The 18,794-nt window shown below is 40.9% G+C and carries 13 protein-coding genes and 1 tRNA gene; 10 read left to right on the top strand and 4 right to left on the bottom strand.

From position 1 onward, the window contains the following. Positions 1 to 165: 165 nt before the first annotated feature. Entirely contained in the window at positions 166 to 495 is a 330-nt protein-coding gene (locus ACZM60_RS12075) for a hypothetical protein (protein WP_489521623.1), read from the top strand. A gap of 3 nt (positions 496 to 498) precedes the next feature. On the opposite strand, the gene ACZM60_RS12070 is transcribed toward ACZM60_RS12075, so the two are convergent. From ACZM60_RS12070 to ACZM60_RS12060, 3 genes are all read right to left on the bottom strand, one after another. After that, on the bottom strand, positions 499 to 828 hold the full coding sequence (locus ACZM60_RS12070; RefSeq protein WP_489521622.1) for a TaqI-like C-terminal specificity domain-containing protein: 330 nt from the start codon (positions 826 to 828) through the stop codon (positions 499 to 501). Next, entirely contained in the window at positions 825 to 1,415 is a 591-nt protein-coding gene (locus ACZM60_RS12065) for a master DNA invertase Mpi family serine-type recombinase (protein ID WP_489521621.1), read from the bottom strand. The genes ACZM60_RS12070 and ACZM60_RS12065 overlap by 4 nt, the downstream gene beginning before the upstream one ends. 221 nt (positions 1,416 to 1,636) lie before the next feature. Then, positions 1,637 to 1,711 (bottom strand) — tRNA-Pro (locus ACZM60_RS12060). 468 nt (positions 1,712 to 2,179) lie between these two features. On the opposite strand from ACZM60_RS12060, the gene ACZM60_RS12055 reads away from it, so the two are divergent. From ACZM60_RS12055 to ACZM60_RS12035, 5 genes are all read left to right on the top strand, one after another. Next, the gene (locus ACZM60_RS12055; protein WP_135186716.1) at positions 2,180 to 3,424 is read left to right on the top strand and encodes a site-specific integrase; all 1,245 of its coding nucleotides are present in this window, start codon (positions 2,180 to 2,182) and stop codon (positions 3,422 to 3,424) included. A gap of 2 nt (positions 3,425 to 3,426) precedes the next feature. Continuing rightward, positions 3,427 to 4,212 (top strand): helix-turn-helix transcriptional regulator, encoded by a 786-nt coding sequence (locus ACZM60_RS12050; protein WP_135186715.1) that lies wholly within the window; start codon positions 3,427 to 3,429, stop codon positions 4,210 to 4,212. A 52-nt stretch (positions 4,213 to 4,264) separates the two neighbouring features. Continuing rightward, positions 4,265 to 5,272, top strand: coding sequence for a phage/plasmid replication domain-containing protein (locus tag ACZM60_RS12045; protein WP_269115022.1), 1,008 nt, complete (start codon positions 4,265 to 4,267; stop codon positions 5,270 to 5,272). Between the two features lie 886 nt (positions 5,273 to 6,158). Continuing rightward, positions 6,159 to 7,265, top strand: a complete 1,107-nt coding sequence (locus ACZM60_RS12040) for a hypothetical protein (protein WP_135186713.1) — start codon at positions 6,159 to 6,161, stop codon at positions 7,263 to 7,265. A gap of 375 nt (positions 7,266 to 7,640) precedes the next feature. After that, complete coding sequence (locus tag ACZM60_RS12035) at positions 7,641 to 8,213, top strand: tetratricopeptide repeat protein (protein ID WP_122122043.1); 573 nt, start codon at positions 7,641 to 7,643, stop codon at positions 8,211 to 8,213. Between the two features lie 487 nt (positions 8,214 to 8,700). Here ACZM60_RS12035 and aroB read toward each other — a convergent pair whose 3' ends face one another. Beyond that, entirely contained in the window at positions 8,701 to 9,762 is a 1,062-nt protein-coding gene (aroB, locus tag ACZM60_RS12030; RefSeq protein WP_489521620.1) for a 3-dehydroquinate synthase, read from the bottom strand. Positions 9,763 to 9,868: 106 nt separating this feature from the next. Here aroB and ACZM60_RS12025 point away from each other — a divergent pair, with 106 nt between their 5' ends. From ACZM60_RS12025 to ACZM60_RS12010, 4 genes are all read left to right on the top strand, one after another. Next, positions 9,869 to 10,276, top strand: coding sequence for a hypothetical protein (locus tag ACZM60_RS12025; protein ID WP_340319721.1), 408 nt, complete (start codon positions 9,869 to 9,871; stop codon positions 10,274 to 10,276). An 83-nt stretch (positions 10,277 to 10,359) separates the two neighbouring features. Beyond that, positions 10,360 to 13,230, top strand: a complete 2,871-nt coding sequence (locus tag ACZM60_RS12020) for a TonB-dependent receptor (protein WP_489521619.1) — start codon at positions 10,360 to 10,362, stop codon at positions 13,228 to 13,230. Between the two features lie 175 nt (positions 13,231 to 13,405). Beyond that, positions 13,406 to 17,839 (top strand): two-component regulator propeller domain-containing protein, encoded by a 4,434-nt coding sequence (locus tag ACZM60_RS12015; protein ID WP_489521618.1) that lies wholly within the window; start codon positions 13,406 to 13,408, stop codon positions 17,837 to 17,839. A gap of 372 nt (positions 17,840 to 18,211) precedes the next feature. Beyond that, positions 18,212 to 18,724 carry a hypothetical protein gene (locus ACZM60_RS12010; protein WP_489521617.1) on the top strand — a complete coding sequence of 171 codons (513 nt, stop codon included), beginning with the start codon at positions 18,212 to 18,214 and terminating at the stop codon, positions 18,722 to 18,724. Positions 18,725 to 18,794: the final 70 nt, after the last annotated feature.

Here is an 18,794-nt window from a genome sequence, read left to right as displayed (position 1 = left end):
GCTGGAGTAGTATAAATGGGGCCAAAAAAAGCTTTGAAGGGGTTGTTATCTACAACAACCTCATATTCATCGTACCTATAAATCGTTTAGGACAACATTGCATTATGCGTGATATTTTTTATTTAATTACGTGAATTTTATCATACGACCAAAGTTTACGGTTATATTAAGAAGCATGATATTCCTTACTCATATTATTTCTTATTAGCACTTATGAATTCGACTTTATTTTGGTTTTTCTTAAAGCATACAGGCTCTGTTTTGAGAGGAGGGTATTATACATTTAAAACTAATTATATTATGCCTTTTCCCATTCCTAAATTTCAAGACATACCCCAAGATAGAATCGTAGAAATTGAAAATTTATCTAAGAAGATTATAGAACTTTCAAAAGAAAATAATGTAAAATCAACAAAAATGCTTGCTATCAAGATTGATTCTTTGATAGCAAGCATTTATGGGTTAACTCAGAATGAAATCAATGAGTTATGCTGACTTTTAAGTTCTAGAAATAAAGTCTATATCATTATCATCTAACCCAAATAACAGACCTATGAATCGATCACTTGTTTTATCATGTTGATTTAAAGAAGAAAGTTTTTCCATTTCCGACTTATTTATGAGTGGTAATGGAAAATCTTTTAAATAAGTTGGTTTATACCTAAAATATCCATTAGCTAAAACTGTGCCAGTGTGTTTTAAATACCACCATAGTATCTGGGAGTTCATGATATTCAACATTGCGCAATAATTGAATTCTGAATTGTCTTTAATAATATATCCATATACTGTAGTTGTATGATAAAATTCACCTTTTTTTTTAGTCAAAAGGATTTGAGAAATAGGTATAATGTACTTCTGCTAACTCCTGTTTTTTGTGCTATTTGGGTCTTCGACATTCCATTTTCTATTAGTCCTTTAATGGTTAGTTGCATCCCTTCTAACTTATGTGATTTGTTTTTGCTGCCTATAGGTCTTCCTAAGTGTTTCCCTTCGTATTTAAGACGGGCTAGTGCCTCTTTGGTACGTTGGCTAATGAGATTACGTTCAATTTCTGCCGATAAGCCAAAGGCAAATGCTAATACTTTGCTTTGAATATCCTCGCCTAAGCGATAATTGTCTTTGATTGTCCAAACTCTGCATTCTTTACTCATGCAAAGGTTAAGAATTTCCATTATCATAAAAAGATTCCTTCCTAAGCGTGAAAGTTCTGCACAAATTATAAGATCGTCCTTTTGGATTTGCTTGAGTAGTTTACCTAACTCTCTTTTGCTATAGGATTTTGTACCGCTGATGGTTTCTTCTATCCAACCATCAATTTTAAAATTTTCACGTTCGCAGAAATTATTAATTTCGAAACGTTGGTTTTCTACAGTCTGTTTGTCACTGCTTACTCTAATGTATCCGTAAATCATATTAAATTGTTTTATTCAATATGCTACGAAAGTATGTTATATGTTGAATAAAACTATGGTAAACCTAAATAAAGAAAAATAAATAATCCCCAGTTATTTTATTTTTGTTTCTTAATCGAAGTGATATAGCGATGGGAAACATCTTGATTTGTGTCATAAATGTGTCATTCACAAAAGAAAAAGGAGCTAAGTCAACAACTTAACTCCTTTATTTTCACCAGTCGGGGTGACTGGATTCGAACCAGCGACCACACGCCCCCCAGACGCGTACTCTAACCGGGCTGAGCTACACCCCGAATTGCGGATGCAAAGGTAGTGCTTTATTTTTAATCTGCAAATAAATCGATTGTTTTTTATATGTTGTATCCTATGGTATTATTTGTATAGTCTTTATTATTAGTGCTTTATGGTGGTTTTATTTGTCGCTATTTAGAATTGCTTCTAAACAATGCTTTAACTACTTAAGGCTTTTATTCTGTTCGGTTATTTGTATTTAGTCTATCGTCTTTTGTATGGAATTGGATTATTTTACCCTAAAACTTTAATCAAACTTTAATCGAAGATAGATACAAAATAGGAATATATCTTGCTACTACATTTTTCATTATTAGCATGGGGTTGACGTATATTGAAAGAAACTTTCCGTGTCTTCATTGTTAATAAATCATAATAGGTTAATTTTACTCGTCAAAAATTTAATCGTGGATTGAATTTTTACGTTGCACTCATAGAGAACTGTATTATTAATTAAAAAAAAGAAGATTATGGCAAAGTTTCGTATTGTACTCCACACGAGTAACAAAAGAAAAGATGGGAGTAACCCTGTTTGTTTACGCATCACTAAAAGAGGTAAACTAAAATACATTGATTTAAAATTGTCCGCCTTTGAAAATGAGTGGGATACAAATGCGGACCGATTTAAAAGGGACAAACGAGTGAACCCCAACTATGAGTCGTATAACAACTGGTTGGTTAGTTGTGAGGAACGTAAAAATGAAGTGGTGAATAAGTTTATGAAAGCACAGGTGGATTGGACGCTAAACCAATTTGAAGAAGAATTTTTGGGAATTTCGAGACAAGGAAAAATCTATGATTATTGGGTGAAGCAGGTGGAGGATTTAAAGTCTACAGGTCACATCGGCAATGGAAAGGTTTATGAACGTGACTTGCACCTGTTTTGCAAATATGACTCTAAGGCAAAAGAACGTTTGTTTTCAGAAATAGACGTGAAATACATCAATCGCTTAAATATGGCTATGGAAAAGAATGGTTGTTGTGGAAACACCCGTATGCACACTTTAAAGACATTGCGTGCTGTAATCAATAAAGCCATTAAAGAAAAAGCAGCCTCAAACAACACTTATCCGTTTGGCAAAGGTGGTTTTGAAATCAACAAGCTGGCGGAGGAAACGGCAAAACGCTATTTACTGCCAACAGAATTGGAGTTGATAAAGAACTCGCCTCAACAAAATTTTGTATTGGAGCGTGCCCGTCGGATATACCTATTTTCTTATTATTGTTTGGGTATGAGTTTTGTTGATATGGCAAACCTGACAACAGACAATCTTGAAGTGTTGGCAACAGGAACGCACATCGTGTATAAAAGGCAAAAGACAAAAAATGCCAAGAATGTAAAGCCGATAAAAATATTTGTTACTCCTGCCATAGAGGAGCTATTGGAATGGTTTAAGGTAAACACACCTCAAACAGGCAAGTATTTACTTCCTATTATTACTAAAGAGTATGATGGCGAACAACTGTATGAGCATGTGCGTTGCCGATACAAACGTATTAATGCCAATTTGAAAAAAATGGGTAAGACTTTAGGAATTTCATTGAACTTGACAACTTACACAGCACGACACACAATGGCCATGACTTTGCAAGGCAATGATATTCCCCGTGAAATAATAAGCCAAGCTTTGGGACATAGTAACCTTACGACAACGGCTACATATCTTGCCAGTTTCTCTACAAGTGTTTTGGATAAAGTCGTAAAAATATTATAGGTATGTTTATTCATTATGGAATGCCTTTGGGCGACTTGATAAACAAGTCGCTCAGAGGGGAAGCAGCAGTCCGTGAAAGTTGGTTGTTTGTTTATGTGAAGCGGTTGACGGATGGGGATAAAGGAAAACTCCAACAGGCATTAAAAGTAGTTGATGCAGCTATTATTATGTGGAAAAGCAAATATTTTATTTCTACTTATGAAGTAAAGGTAAAGTCTGTAGTTCAGGGAGAATTAAAAATGAGTAGTCAAGAGTTGGATGATATCTATAATGAAGAAGCCTACTTACAGAAAGAGGGAAAAATTATTTTAGCAAAAGATTTCCTGTATGGTGCAATAGCAAAGTACGGTTTCATTAATGAACATCATCGTGATTCTGTGGAAAGCGCATGGTTATATAACGATATGGAGTTTTTAAGAAATGAGTGGGAATATTATGTTTTGGCTCAAATAAGGTCGTTACGGGAAATAATTTGTACGATGCTGGGAACAGTGCCGTCAGAGGGTAAAGGCGAAAAACAGAAGAACAATAGACCTCTAAAACGGATGGAAGATTATCCGGAGGTATTCGGCATTGATATTTGTAGTGAGTTGATTGGGCAGTCCAAACATACAATTTATAAGTTGACAAGTCATAAGGAGATACCTTGTTATCGTGCGGAAAGTGGGCGAATACTAAGATTTAGGCGTGATGAAATAATAGCGTGGATGATGGCTAAAAGGCAAGAAACTAAGCAGGAATTCATTGAAAGTATGGAGTTAGGATTTGCTGCTCGTCTTCGTAAATAGTTAATAAGTTCAATTTTGTATAACATTCTATATACATTCCAATCTCACAGCCATGTATGACAAAATCAAATTAATGCTATATGACCTGCCAACAGGGTACAACTGGCAAACAGTCTTGCAACGTACGGTTGTAAAGGACTATTTTGCCAATGGTACGGGTGGTAAGGGGTATTGGCATGGACGTAAAGTTATAGTCACTGAAACGTATGTATCATTTGAGGGCAGTCTTCCTAAATGCTTATGGGGGCATAATACACGTACTATGTCATTGGAGGATACAGAACGATGTATTATGATGTTGAGTGAAGAACTGGGCGTACCAATGTATAATGCAGAGGTGGAGTCTTTGGAGTTTGCCCATAATTTTGAAATGTCTCAACCTCCTATATCTTATTTGAGGAAGTTAAGCGGAATAAAGAAATTTATTCCTAACCAGTGGAGTGGTGAGAGAAGTGGAACTGCATATTTTGACTATGAGGGTACACGGATAAAGTTTTATGATAAGATGTCGGAGGCTAAAAAGAAGAGAGAGTTACCCAAAGTGGGTAGAAATAGCCTGTCGAACTACTTGTTAAGGTATGAAATGACACTTGGAATAGATGAATTGTTTGAGCTGTTTGGAAAAGGTATTACGGCTAATGAACTATGGGATAAATATGTATTTTGGAAGTTAGTAGCAGAGTGGTTTGGATATTACGAAGATATAGATAAGCTACCTGATGATTGCTGGGATGTAGAGTTTGACACTTTAAAGAGTGCCAAAGACTTTGATAAATGGTGTATTTGTATTGCAAACGAGGGACAAAACTTGTCTTATTATATGAAATATATCCTATTTAAGAATCGAAAAAATCGTCTGCCCGAAGATAGGATTCTGCATACTCAATTCCAAAAAAGAATCCAAGAGGCAATAAAGTGGCAAAAAGAACACTTCAAGACCTCCAACCTAATGGAAGAACTGACAAGCAAAATAGAAAAGTATCTCGTTTGGTTGTTAGAACAGTCGGCAGACGGTATGAGTATTGCAGAGGAACATCGGATATTTAGTACTGCCTGTTAATCCTCTTCCTATTCAAATAAGGCTTGGTAATCATCAAAGGGTGTAAACTCCACTTTCCTAAGTTTACTCTTCGGGTGATTATCAAGCCTTATCTTTTAAATGAGGTGTCTATTGGTCGTGCACAGCCAAAAACTTATCAAACACAATAAAAGTATTCGGTGGGGTGTAATAATGGCTTAAACGCTTTAATACGAGGTTATATAATTTTATGTGATGAGGTGGTTATGCTCGGTCGATAGAATGAATACAGGTTGGTAAGTAAAGGGGATGCAACACTCTTAAATCTTCACTGTATGATGATAAACTTATGTAATGACAGGGTGTAACGTCATAGAGGGCTTGCAATGTGGGGAACAAAAATGTCATGCAGTACCTAAAAATAAGTGGAATATAATCAATAAGCAAAGTGCGTTTGTGGTTATAGCTACGATGATGAGGCTGTTTAAGGGTGTCTGTGAAAGTTTAGACATCCCAATGTGCAAAAGCCTCATCGGAGTTCTCTCCCTAAAATCTTGTGAACTATCAATAAATGAGTAAATTTGTTCCACGACATCCCTAAAAACGTTTGTAGAACGCTGGATTTTAGTTATATTTGTCCCGCTAACAGGTTAAAGACTTGTTGGTGACATATTAATTAAAGGAAGCGTTTAGCTTTATCCCGTATTTAGAAATCTGGACAATTTCGAACCACACGGGGATAGACGATACGAACGCTCATGCTAATCTTGTATATATCAGTGATATATATGGCTTGGCGTGGGGTGTCGTTTTATCTCGTGTGGTGGGTTTGTCCAGAACCTCTAAAACAGATAATTCTAACAGCCTCACGCTATCTTTTTTATATAAACCTTTCCTGTTGAGGCTGTGGAAAGCAAATCACAATATTATGAAAAGAACTTTGTTTGTTGTTGTGTTAACCTTAGTGAATATTGTTGCTTATTGTCAAGTTGGGGTTAAAAATGAGGGTCATTATACTGTTTGCACGTATGATAAGGCTTATTTGAAGTCTGATAATACAGGTATAATAAGTTTCGAAGATTTTGAAGTTTTCCATGATAAAAAAACAAACGAATACCGAATAAAGGCTTTTATTCGTGAAGGAACGGAATATACGTTCAACCTTAAATATGATAAGACTGTTAAAGAAGGTTCTGACGTTGCTTATTTATATAAAGGGGTAAGGTCTAACTTTATGGATGAGTCTGTAGTAGTATTCACCCGAACGAAATTAAGTGCATACGTAAAAAATGTGGGCTTTGACTCTCTTGATACTATAAAGAATTTTGACAAACAAGCTATTTCATTTATTTTCCCCAAAACATATTTAGTGTTTAGTGTTGCTCCTATAAAAAATACTATAGAAGCGCATAAAGCAAAAGAAGAAAGAATACGTCAAAAGGAGGCTGCGAGAGTAGCGAAAGGTATCGCCAAAAAGAAACTTGAAGACCTCCTTCCGTACGGCGAAGCTTTCCTTAAAGACAGTTTACAACAGCAAGTCATTAAGGAGTTTTTCGACAATGGCAGAAAAGTTGAATCTTCTTTCACCTGTGTCGCAGTTATTGATGACAACAAACAGATTACAATTATTCGGAATGGTGATGATATTCTTGATGAAAAATTAGAGTATGAATGGCTGAAAGGAGAGGTTGAATATAAATACAAGAATGCAAAAGTAGTCAATGGAAAAGTTTTTTTTGAAATAAGTTTTGCTCCAAAAATAGAAATACAGGAGCATGAATGTTCTGTTCGCTATGATAAGAAAACAAATTCATATATATATTATGAAAAGCCATATAGGTCAAATGCTTTCGATGAATCAAACCAAATGGAAGCTCCTAAAGAAATAAGAAAGATAGTTGAGGATAACATTGTGAAAAAAGGAAAGTATTCTTTGTATTGGAAAACTGTAGATGAAAAACTTGTTTCTTTAAGCTATGTAAAACATGGTTTAGTAGATACAGTTCCTATTGAGGTATATTCAATATACAAGTAGATAACAACAATGAGGCTTCTAACGGAGCGTTTAAGACAAGGGTGGGCAATAGTTGTTCCACCCTTTATTTATATCTATTATCTTGCTAAAAGAGGGTGAAAAGGATTGTTTTTGAATAAATATCGCTTGTAATATACTGTATGCTAATATTTTGACAATTATTAACTCGTCTTTGTGAATCTCGCTTTAAATTTCTTCGTTATACTCCCGTAAACATAAAAATGAATTTAAAATGAAAAATCAATGTCAAAAAAGTAATTTAATACGTGATATGACTTTTGCACATATCAATGTACTATCATGAGAAGCATATACTTTAGATGATATGCGTAAATATTTCGTTAATCTATTATTAATTTTGAAATAATTAAAAATATGGAAGTTTGTACATATAATAATGAAATGCCTTCGGCAAAATTGTTTGATTTGATAAAAAAGGCTGATGCGAATAAAGATGCATCTTTTGAGTTGGGAATGATGTATTTAAATGGAAATCAGGTTCGTCAAGATACCCAAAGGGCAATCTTTTATTTTGAACAAGCAAGTAAACAGGGACATTTGGGTGTTGATGCTGTATATGGCTACTTATATAAATGCGGTGCTCCTAATTTGGAACCAAATCCTTTAAAAGCTGCTGAAAGTTTTGAATTTGCTGGATTATATACTGGCTATAATGCTATTTTAACGGATGAAACCTTGTTATGGGAGGCTGTCAATTTGTGGCTTTATGGTGGAGAGGGAAAAACACCATTAGATAAGGAAAGAGGTGTTGACTTATTAAGAGCCATGTGTGCAAGAGGTGTGTCCTATGCTATGGTTCTAATGGGAGAAATCTATTCAAAAGGATTGTGGGGAGTAGCTAAGGATAAAAATGTGGCAAATAAATGGTATCGTAAATCCGAGGAGAAATGTCCCGTTGTAGGCTTTTATTCCAGAGATAATGATTAATAGAGTAATAGGCAGGGGGGGAGGAGCTATTCTACTCCTCTGTTTGTTTTATATAAGTATAGTGATAAAAGCACATTCTTTTTATCTTCCAATAAATACAAAAGGAATATTGAGTGAGCTTTTTGGATGAATTTGCACCAATTTGTCCGAAAACTTTAATCAAATTTTATTCGCAGATAAAAAATAAGGAGTTAAGTATTTACTTAACTCCTTGATTTATATTGTATTGCAATGTTTCTAATCTTTGCTCATTTCATTACCCCCAGACGCGTACTCTAACCGGGCTGAGCTACACCCCGAATTGCGGATGCAAAGGTAAGGCTTTATTTTAAACTAACAAATTATTTCGGATAGTTTTTTCTACTTTTTTAGGAAGAGCACGTTGCTGCAAAATATCAGGTTTTGTAGTTATGTTTGAAAACAAAAGAAATAGACTTTGCTTCCAGCATTCCTGAAAAATTACTGCTCCTGCAACGGCTCCGACCGTTTAGCCCATTGTTTCGCTGTAGAAGTCGAACATGTCGTACACCTCATCCTGAGTAGCCGTCTGGTTGATATGGACATCACCAATCTCTCCCAGCAAGGTAAAGTTGACGTTACCCAGTGAGGAATTTTTCTTGTCATGCTTCATGAACTCATACAGACGCTCATAATCCTTGCAACTGAATTCCAGTTTTCCGTAATGATCTTTGATGAACTGTATGGTCTGGCGTAGTTTGTCCTTAGGGAAGCCGACTTTCAGGTGAGAATAATACAATTCGCACACCATACCCCAGGCTACCGCATATCCGTGCAGTACAGGATGTTTGGTTTCGAGGGCAAAGCTTTCGAAAGCATGTCCTATGGTATGTCCAAAGTTCAGTGCCTTACGGATACCCTTCTCAAACGGATCTTGTTCCACGACTTTTTCCTTTACCTGGATAGATGTGTCTACCAGCTTCTGCAAGTGCTTGTAATCCACATGCTCCAGACTGAAATTAAGAAGCTCGCTCCAGTGATCTACATTGCTGATAAGTCCGTGCTTCAGCATTTCGGCATATCCCGACAAGATATTAGGATGGTCGAGCGATTTCAGAAACTCGCAGTCTATCAGTACATAGTTGGCAGGGGCAAACGCTCCGATTTCATTTTTCAAGCCATTGAAGTTGATGCCTGTTTTGCCTCCTACCGAAGCATCTACCATGGCCAGCAGGGTAGTCGGAATATTAATCATGTCGATACCCCGTTTGAAAGTGGCCGCAGCGAAGCCGCCCAGGTCGGTTACCATGCCACCACCAAGGTTAATCAGCAGTGAATGGCGTGTCCCCCCCTTGCTGCTCAACTGATTCCATACGTAAGCAAGGGTTTCCAGATTCTTGTGTATATCTTCTACTCCTATACAGATATGTTCGGCATGAGCCAGAAACGGATATTTCTCGATGATGGGAAGGCAGTACATGCGTGTGTGCTCATCGGTCAGGATAAACACTTTGTCGTACGGCTGGCTGGAAACCGCATGCTGCAGGTTTTCTTCCAGTGCGTGACAGATTACAACTTCTTGTTTGCTCATAAATCTCTCGTTTTTCTTGCAAAAATAGAAAAAAAGTAAAAAGTAGATGTCTGTACGTTGACAATTAATTATTTTTGTACAGTATTTACCAATAATTGATTTTTTTATGAAAGGAATATTACCCGTTGCATGTAGATATGTAGGTTACGTATTGCTTATTTTTTCTGTTTTTGTACCTTTGCTGATGTATATGTTCGGACTTGTACACGATGGTAATCTGCTGTATATCAAGTTGGGAATGAAGCTGGTCATCTGGATATCACTGTTCATGATTTTTCTGGCAAGGGCAAAAGAAGAGAACGAAGAGATTGCCGGTATTCGTGGCAAGTCTATGAAATATGCCTTATACTTGTGGGGAGTATATTATATCGTGATGTTAGTAAAAGGCACCATCAGCCATGATTTGCAGGTAGCCGATAATTCAGTTGGTATTGTATACATGATTATCAACGTCCTCTGCTGGGAGTTTTTCTTGCAGAAGCATCGCATCGAAAAAACATTCAGAAGAAAATAATCATTAAAAAAGGTTTAGCGATTAAACCTTTAAAATGTTTCAATGTCAAACCAACGTTGAAAACATTGTATTAGATTATAAGAATGAAAAAATGGGTGATGGGGTTGCTACTGGTATCCTGCGGGATAGTTGCTTTTGCACAAAGCGGAGGTAGCAAAGGTTTAGTTTCGGGAACTGTTGTCGACAATGATGACAATTCGCCGGTTATGCAGGCTACGGTACAGATACTTGCAGTGAAGGACAGTTCGATGGTTACAGGAGATGTAACGAACAACGATGGGCGATTTGCCTTGTCTGTGCGTCCTGGAAAATATTTGTTGAAGGTGTCTTTCGTGGGGTATACACCGACATTCCAGTCGGTCACGCTCACAAAGGCGAAACCGCGTGTCAGTCTGGGTACTATCAAGCTGCATTCGGATGCTATCATGCTTGAAGGAGCGGTCGTAGTGGCGCAGGCTCCCGAGGTTACTGCTTCCGAAGATACGCTGGTATACAACAGTTCTGCCTATCGTGTGCCCGAAGGATCGGCATTGGAGGAGCTGGTCAAGAAGTTGCCGGGGGCCGAAATCGACGATGATGGAAAAATAACAATCAACGGGAAGGAAATCAATAAGATTATGATTGACGGCAAGGAATTCTTTGCCGACGACCCGAATATTGCCATGAAGAACTTGCCGGTGAATATTATCGATAAGATACGTGCCTACGAAAAACAGTCGGATATGGCCCGGATGACGGGAGTGGACGACGGTGAGGAAGAAACGGTACTCGACCTGACTGTAAAGCCGGGCATGAACAAGGGATGGATGGGTAATGTGGATGTTGCTGCCGGAACGAAAGACCGTTACAGCGGAAAGGCAATGGTCAATTACTTTCAGGGTAAGAAACAGTTTACTGCCATCGGATCGCTGAACAATGTCAACGACAATAGTTTCCCCGGTGGCGGAGGTGGTTTCCGTAAGGGAAATAACGGACTGACTGCCATAAAGATGTTCGGTATCAATTTTGCTACCGAAAGAGAAAAACTGAAAACAGAAGGTAGTGTAAACTTCAATTACAAGGATGCCGATATAGTCAGCAAGCAGGCTTCCGAAACGTTTGTGTCGTCGGAAAGCAGTTCGTTTAAGAACGCGATGGATCATTCCCGCAACAAGACGACAAACTTTGTGGGCGATGCATACATTGAGTGGAAACCGGATACGATGACAACTTTCATTTTCCGTCCGCGTATCAGCTATGGAAAGACTGATAACTCTACCGGACAGAACTCTTATACATTCGGACAGGATCCCGGATATTCTACCGACGAATTGTTTGGTACCGACGATTTGACCTCGCTTGTGCCCGAAGAGGATATCGTAAATACGGTCTTGAAAAATACCTTGAAGAAAGGAGATGACCTTACGGCTGGAGGTTCTGTCATCGTCAATCGCCGTCTGGGCAAGGCGGGCAGAAATATTACTTTCCGTGGAAAGTATAATTATACGAACAGCAGCAGCGAGCAGTTCTCAACTTCCAGAACCGACTATTTCCAGAAAACTCCGGAGGAAAGACTGGAAATATTGAACCGTTATATAACGACTCCTACCAAAACATCCGACTATAGTGCAAAGCTGACGTATAGCGAGCCGATTTTCAAAGGAGGCTTCCTGCAGTTCAGCTACAACTTCCAGTATAAGCATTCTACAACCGACAATTCTACGTTCGACATGGGAAATGAATGGACTGTGAACGATGGAGTGAACGGTGATATTCAGGGCGTTTATAATGCCGACCTGAGCAAGAGCGCTGCATACAATTACTATAATCACCAGATGGATGTGACATTCCGCTGGGTGCGCGAGAAGATGAGTCTGAACGCCGGAGTCAGCTTCCAGCCGCAGAAATCGGATTTGTCGTATAAGAAAGGAGAGCTGGATACGATGACCGTCAGAAATGTATTCAATTTTACTCCGACGTTCGACTTCCGTTATAAATTCTCCAAGACAAGCCAGTTGCGTCTGCGTTATCGTGGAAAGGCTGCACAGCCGGACATGGTAGACTTGCTGCCTATTTCGGATAATACCGACCCGCTGAATATCCAGAACGGTAACCCGGGACTGAAGCCTACGTTTACCAACGAGTTGCGTGCCGAATATAATTTCTTCAATACAGACAAGCAGCGGGGTATGTTCTCGTTCTTCCGCTATCAGAATGTACTGAACGACATCAGCAACCGTAGGGTATACGATCCGCAGACGGGTGGATATGTTACTACTCCTGAAAATATCAACGGAAACTGGAACCTGATGGGAATGGTGGGTACCAATACCGCTTTGCGCAATAAGAAGTATACCATCAATACATTTACTCGTGCAAATTACCAGAATATGATAAGCTACATCAGCGATAAGACAGTAGTGACCGATACCGACAAGAATACTACCAAGCGTCTGTCGTTGGGAGAACGCTTGAGAGGTACTTACCGTAATGACTGGTGGGAGTTCTCACTGAACGGATCGCTGGATTATACTCATTCGCGCAACAGCTATCAGGAAAGCAACAATATGGATACTTATCAGTTTGCTTATGGTGCCAGCACCAACGTGCGGTTGCCGTGGAACATGTCAATATCTACCGACTTGTCGCAGAACTCGCGTAGAGGATATACAGACTCGAGCATGAATACCGATGAACTGATCTGGAATGCACAGATCTCTCAGGATTTCCTCAAGGGTAATGCCGCTACGGTGAGCATTCAGTTCTACGATATCCTGAGAAACCAGAGTAACATCAGCCGTACCATCAGTGCTGCCATGCGTCAGGATACCGAATACAATGCCATTTACAGTTATTGCATGGTACACTTTATTTACCGCCTGAATCTGTTTGGCGGAAAAGGTGCTGCCAAGGGCGGACCCGGAATGGGAGGCCCCAGAGGAGGATTCGGCGGACCTCCTCACCGTCGTTTCTGATTTTTAGAAGGTTAGAGTTATAAAATCTGAAAGAGTTTCATCACTACCTCTTGGCAGGGAAAAGATGAAACTCTTTTCAGGTTATAGAGATACGTATGGGTGTTTTACTGTCTTTACATGTTTGCGGAATCATTTAATTTTCATTACTTTTGCTCGCATCGCTGAATATAATGTTATGAAAAAACTTTTAAACATTCTTTTGTTCTTGTCTTTCAGTGTTTTAGCTAATGCTCAACTGAATTGTACATTTACTCATTATTCGCAGGAGAACGGCTTGTCGGAGAATTCGGTTATGGATATGGTACAAGACCACGACGGAATGATATGGTTTGCTACGTGGGATGGTATCAACCGCTTCGACGGCTACGACTTCAAGGTGTACAAGGCACGTAAGGAAAACGAAATGCGCTGGAGTTCCAATCGGGTAGACCATCTGCAGGTAGACAGACATGGGGATGTGTGGTGCATTACTTACGATGGCAGGGTGTTCCGTTTCGATAAGCGGATGGAAACATTTACGGAAGTACCGGCCGAGGGGACTGGCAAAGATTTGGCTGTCACGTCTATCCTGCCGCTCGACAATGGTACGGTATGGCTGCTTACCGACAAGAATGGAGGCATCAGGGTAGTGCCCGACAGTAAGACGGGCAAACTTACATCGAAGGTGTATCTGTCTACGGCTGCCAAGGAGAAGGGCACGGCTATCAATACGGTCTTTCTGGATGCGAAGAACAAGGAATGGCTGCTTACTCAGGACGGGTTGTTTGCGATAGATGGCAGCACCGGAAAGAAATCTTCTTTTTTCGTAAATACGCATTTGGAATCGGGACGTGCGGGGCAGTCTTTTTTTTCGGCGGTTTCCGTGAACGAACACGTTTATTTTACCTCCGGCTACGGGAGGATAAGGAAGTATTCGCTGAAGGATGAATCTTTCGAGTTGAAGGAATTGTCTTTGGAGGACGATATTGTTGCCATTCGCCGGCTGGCTGGTAATAAAATTATTATGGCTACCCGCAAGTCGGGGTTCGTGGTGGGCGATGAGTCGCTGGATAATCTGACTTATTATAATCCGGCAGATAAATTCGATTTTTCCCGTTTTCCTGTCCGTTCGCTGTATGTAGACAGCCACAGCGAGGTCTGGTTTGAAGTGCAGAAAGTGGGCTGCGTATGCCACTTCAATCCTTCTACCGGAGTATTCAAGGTAGAGCAAGCCTCGGTAGAGCAGGAACCGGGCGATGCGCCTAAGTTTGCCGTTTGTGAGGATAAGCAGGGTGATTTGTGGGTACATCCGTTGGGAGGAGGATTGTCGTGGTTCGACAGAAAGCAGAACTGTCTGCTGCCGTTTTACAACGAGACCGGTGCCGACTCCTGGCGTTTTTCGAACAAGCTGCATGCCATGATGCTCGACCATCAGGGAAACCTGTGGCTGGGAACACACTCGAAGGGGCTGGACAAGGTGACTTTCTTTAAAAATGAATTTAACCTGCTGAAACCGCTCGACTGTAACTACGATACCAATGCCAATCAGGTACGTGCGCTTTGCGTGGATTCGCGCAAGCAACTCTGGATAGGTACGCGCGACGGCAAGATATCTGTTTATTCGCTCGATTTCAAACGCCGGGGGTATCTGACGACAGACGGGAGGATTGCTTCTGCGGGTACTCTTTTCAAGGGATCGGCTTACAAGATTATAGAAGATTCGAAAGGCAATATATGGATTGCTACCAAGGGAAACGGACTGCTTCAGTTGATTCCTCAGGGAGATGCATACAGGTTGCTGCACTATACATACGATGCCGGCGATATTTACAGCTTGAGCCATAACAGTGTGTACGATTTGTGCGAGGATGGTTACGGGCGCATCTGGGTGGTTACTTTCGGAGGGGGTATCAATTATATCGAACGCCGTGACGACGGTAGTGTCCGTTTTGTCAACTCGCGGAATAACCTGAAATCGTATCCGATAGAGCGCTGTTACAAGGCACGCCGCATCAGGCACGACCGGAATGGAATGCTGTGGGTGGCTACTTCCAACGGACTGTTGTCCTTCAGCGAAAAGTTTGCACACCCCGGCAGTATCAATTTCCACCTCCATGTATATATACCCGGCCAGCGGGAAACGTTGACGTGCAACGATATATACGATATTCTGCTTACTCACGATAACCGTCTGTTCTTTGCTACGTTTGGCGGAGGACTGAATGAACTGAAAAGCGTCGACAAGCAGGGCAATGCATTGTTTCTGGCCTATGGTACCAAAGACGGGCTTCCTACTGACGTGCTTTTCTCGCTTGCCGAAGACAAGAGCGGAAACGTCTGGATGGGATCGGAAAGCGGACTGAGCAAGATGAATGTTGCAAATCACCATTTCGACAATTACTTGAAGCAGGAAATCGGAGAAGAGCTTCTGTTCGAAGAAAGTACGGCAATTGCTTCCGGCGACGGACGCCTGATGTTTGGTACAAACAGGGGATTGTTGTGTTTCAATCCTGCCCAGATACGGAAGAATGCTTATGTGCCTGAAATCATTTTTTCGGGTTTGAAGATTGCCAATAAAATCGTTTTGCCGCAAGCAGGGTCTATTTTGCCCGAGTCATTGAACAGCTTGTCGCACCTCCGGCTTTCGCACAAGGAGAATACGGTGACTTTAGCGTTTGCCGCACTCGACATGAGTTTCCCCGAGAATGTGCAGTATGCTTATATTCTCGAGGGGTTCGACAAGGAATGGAACTACGTGGGCAAGCAGCGTACGGCTACCTATACCAATCTGCCGAAGGGAAATTATGTTTTCCGTGTGAAATCGACGAACGGAGCCGGCATCTGGGTAGAAAACGAACATAGCCTGAAAATTACCGTCAAGCCTTCGTTCTGGGAAACTCCTTATGCGTATGTACTTTACGTGGTGGCGTTTATGCTGGTCTTGCTGGGAGGAGCTTATATATTGTTCCTTATTTACCGGTTGAAGCATGAGGTGTCTGTCGAACAGCAGGTTACCGACATGAAGCTGCGTTTCTTTACCAATATCTCGCACGAGCTCCGTACTCCGCTTACACTGATAGAAGGACCGCTGGAATATATTCTGAGGCGTGCCGACCTGAATAAGGAGGTACGCGAGCAGTTGCAGGTGGTGGAGCGTAACACACACCGTATGCTGAGGCTGGTCAACCAGATACTTGACTTCCGCAAGATACAGAATCACAAGATGAAACTTTGTGTGGAGCAGGTAGACATCGTAGCGTTTGTACGCAAGATTATGGAGAACTTCGAGTCGGTGGCAGAGTCGAACAAGATAGACTTTATTTTCGAGAGCGAACAGGATGAACTGAAACTGTGGGTAGATGCCGATAAGGTGGAAAAAATAGTATTCAACCTCTTGTCGAACGCGTTTAAGTATACGCAGCCCGGAAAGACGATTACCGTATTTATACACGACAATGAGGGTAGCGTGACGGTAGGCGTGCAGGATCAGGGTATCGGTATTCCCGAAAGCAGAAAAAATTCTTTGTTCGTACGTTTCGAAACCCTGCTCGACAAGAATCTGTTTAATCCGAACAGTTCGGGTATCGGGCTTTCGCTGGTAAAGGAACTGGTCGAGATGCATCATGCTACCATACGGGTGGAGAGTAAGGAAGGAGAAGGAAGTTGCTTTATGGTCGACTTCCTGAAAGGAAAGGAGCACTATGGCGAAGAGGTGGAATTTGTCCTCTCGGATAATGTGCAGATGATGGATGCCATCAGCAAGCAGGAGGTTCCCGATGAAGTGGTGGCAGCGGCTGCCGGAGATTCTGTTGCCGGCGAGAAGGAGAAAAGCGAAACCGTTCCCGAAGCAACCATGCTGCTTGTCGAGGACAATCTGGAACTGAGATTTTTCCTGCGCAGCATATTCGGCTCACGCTTCCGCATCATCGAGGCTGTCAATGGGGTGGAAGGACTGGAAAAAGCCGTGAAGTTTGTTCCCGATATCATTATCAGCGACATCATGATGCCCGAGAAAGACGGTATTACGCTGGTTCGTGAACTGCGTGAGGAACTGACCACCAGCCACATTCCTATCGTGCTGCTTACGGCAAAGACCGATATGGATACCAAGCTCCAGAGCTTGAAACTGGGTGCCGACAGTTACATTACCAAGCCTTTCAGTGCGACCTACCTCGAAGCTCGTGTCGACAACTTGCTGGCACGTCGGCAGAGGCTGCGCCAGTTCTACTGCGACCGTCTGATGAACATCAATCCCTCCGAGGTGGAGAACGAGGAAGAGGAAGTCGATATGATGTCGGATCAGGACCGTCGTTTCCTCGACCGTCTGACCGACTTTATGGAGCGTAATATCGACAACGGCGAACTGGTGGTCGACGATCTGGTACATGAAATGGCAGTGAGCCGTTCGGTCTTTTTCAAGAAGCTGAAATCGCTGACGGGACTTGCTCCGATAGAATTTATCAAGGAAATGCGTGTGAAACGTGCTGCCCAGCTCATTGAAACGGGCGAGTTCAACATGACTCAGATATCTTACATGGTAGGTATCAACGATCCGCGCTATTTCAGCAAGTGCTTCAAGCAGCGTTTCGGCATGACTCCTACCGAATATAAGGATAAGCAAAAAAAATAAGTAAGGACTTCTCGCTCCTTGTCGTTGGTTCTTTTCCGGAAATTTGTACAAATCTTTTCGAGGTTTTGTACAAATTTCCGGATTTTTTGTACAAAAACACGCCTGTACGTGCCGGCGTTTTCTCTATAGCCTGCCGGTATCTCTTTGAAAATCTGTCGTTTTTTTTCTTATTGCCTGACTCATTTATGCTGGTAAAAAGGCATGAAATATTGGTTTTGTATATAGATTATTAGGAAAATAATTTGTTTTTTGTGTATTTTATAGGGAAATTATTATATTTGTTGCACTTCTCTTAAAGAAAAAGATTCAAGATTCTTTGACGAGAGAAGATTTTTGGATAGGTGAGTTTTAATATAAAGTAATAGTATAATCATGGCTTTCTTTTATAAAAATGAACATATTTCCTGCACCAATTACGCAGAAGGATTCAATAAAATTTTTTTATTGAAGGAAATCCCCGAAGGCCATGTTGTGGAACGTCAGTATCTGGATACCACTTTTCTGGTCTTTATGCTGGAAGGTGATGTGGAGATACGGTATGAGGTAGACAAATATTTCTATCCTCAGGCGGGATATATGTTTTTGCTCCCTAAGAATCAGCAGATTACTGCTTATGCCCGTAAAGCTACGACTTTATTGTTGTGCTCCTTTGCCAGCGACTTGAAGTTGTGTTCGCGCTTTTCCATCCAGCAGTTGTCGCGTTACGTAATCGGAGACATATCTCAGGAGCCTTATTGCCTGAAGCTGGACGAACGCATTCAGGGCTTTCTTCCTTTGCTTGTCAGCAGCTTGAGAGAGGGACTGGGTTGCGTACATTACCATCAGATAAAGCGCGATGAACTGTTTTTGTATCTGGGGTGTCACCAACATTTTGTACAAAAGTAACTCTAAGGTGATGTTTTTACAGAAATATACATAAATTAAATCTCTTAGGCTTTCAAACAGTCTTAAAGAG

It is taken from the genome of Phocaeicola sp. (assembly GCF_057861905.1).
This window is presented reverse-complemented; position numbering and strand designations above follow the sequence as displayed.

What these genes read in the sequence shown, in the direction of transcription:
- ACZM60_RS12065 (WP_489521621.1), bottom strand. Translation starts at nt 1,415, where the DNA reads ATGATTTACGGATACATTAGAGTAAGCAGTGACAAACAGACTGTAGAA.
- ACZM60_RS12055 (WP_135186716.1), top strand. Translation starts at nt 2,180, where the DNA reads ATGGCAAAGTTTCGTATTGTACTCCACACGAGTAACAAAAGAAAAGAT.
- ACZM60_RS12050 (WP_135186715.1), top strand. Translation starts at nt 3,427, where the DNA reads ATGTTTATTCATTATGGAATGCCTTTGGGCGACTTGATAAACAAGTCG.
- ACZM60_RS12045 (WP_269115022.1), top strand. Translation starts at nt 4,265, where the DNA reads ATGTATGACAAAATCAAATTAATGCTATATGACCTGCCAACAGGGTAC.
- ACZM60_RS12040 (WP_135186713.1), top strand. Translation starts at nt 6,159, where the DNA reads ATGAAAAGAACTTTGTTTGTTGTTGTGTTAACCTTAGTGAATATTGTT.
- ACZM60_RS12035 (WP_122122043.1), top strand. Translation starts at nt 7,641, where the DNA reads ATGGAAGTTTGTACATATAATAATGAAATGCCTTCGGCAAAATTGTTT.
- aroB (WP_489521620.1), bottom strand. Translation starts at nt 9,762, where the DNA reads ATGAGCAAACAAGAAGTTGTAATCTGTCACGCACTGGAAGAAAACCTG.
- ACZM60_RS12025 (WP_340319721.1), top strand. Translation starts at nt 9,869, where the DNA reads ATGAAAGGAATATTACCCGTTGCATGTAGATATGTAGGTTACGTATTG.
- ACZM60_RS12020 (WP_489521619.1), top strand. Translation starts at nt 10,360, where the DNA reads ATGAAAAAATGGGTGATGGGGTTGCTACTGGTATCCTGCGGGATAGTT.
- ACZM60_RS12015 (WP_489521618.1), top strand. Translation starts at nt 13,406, where the DNA reads ATGAAAAAACTTTTAAACATTCTTTTGTTCTTGTCTTTCAGTGTTTTA.
- ACZM60_RS12010 (WP_489521617.1), top strand. Translation starts at nt 18,212, where the DNA reads ATGGCTTTCTTTTATAAAAATGAACATATTTCCTGCACCAATTACGCA.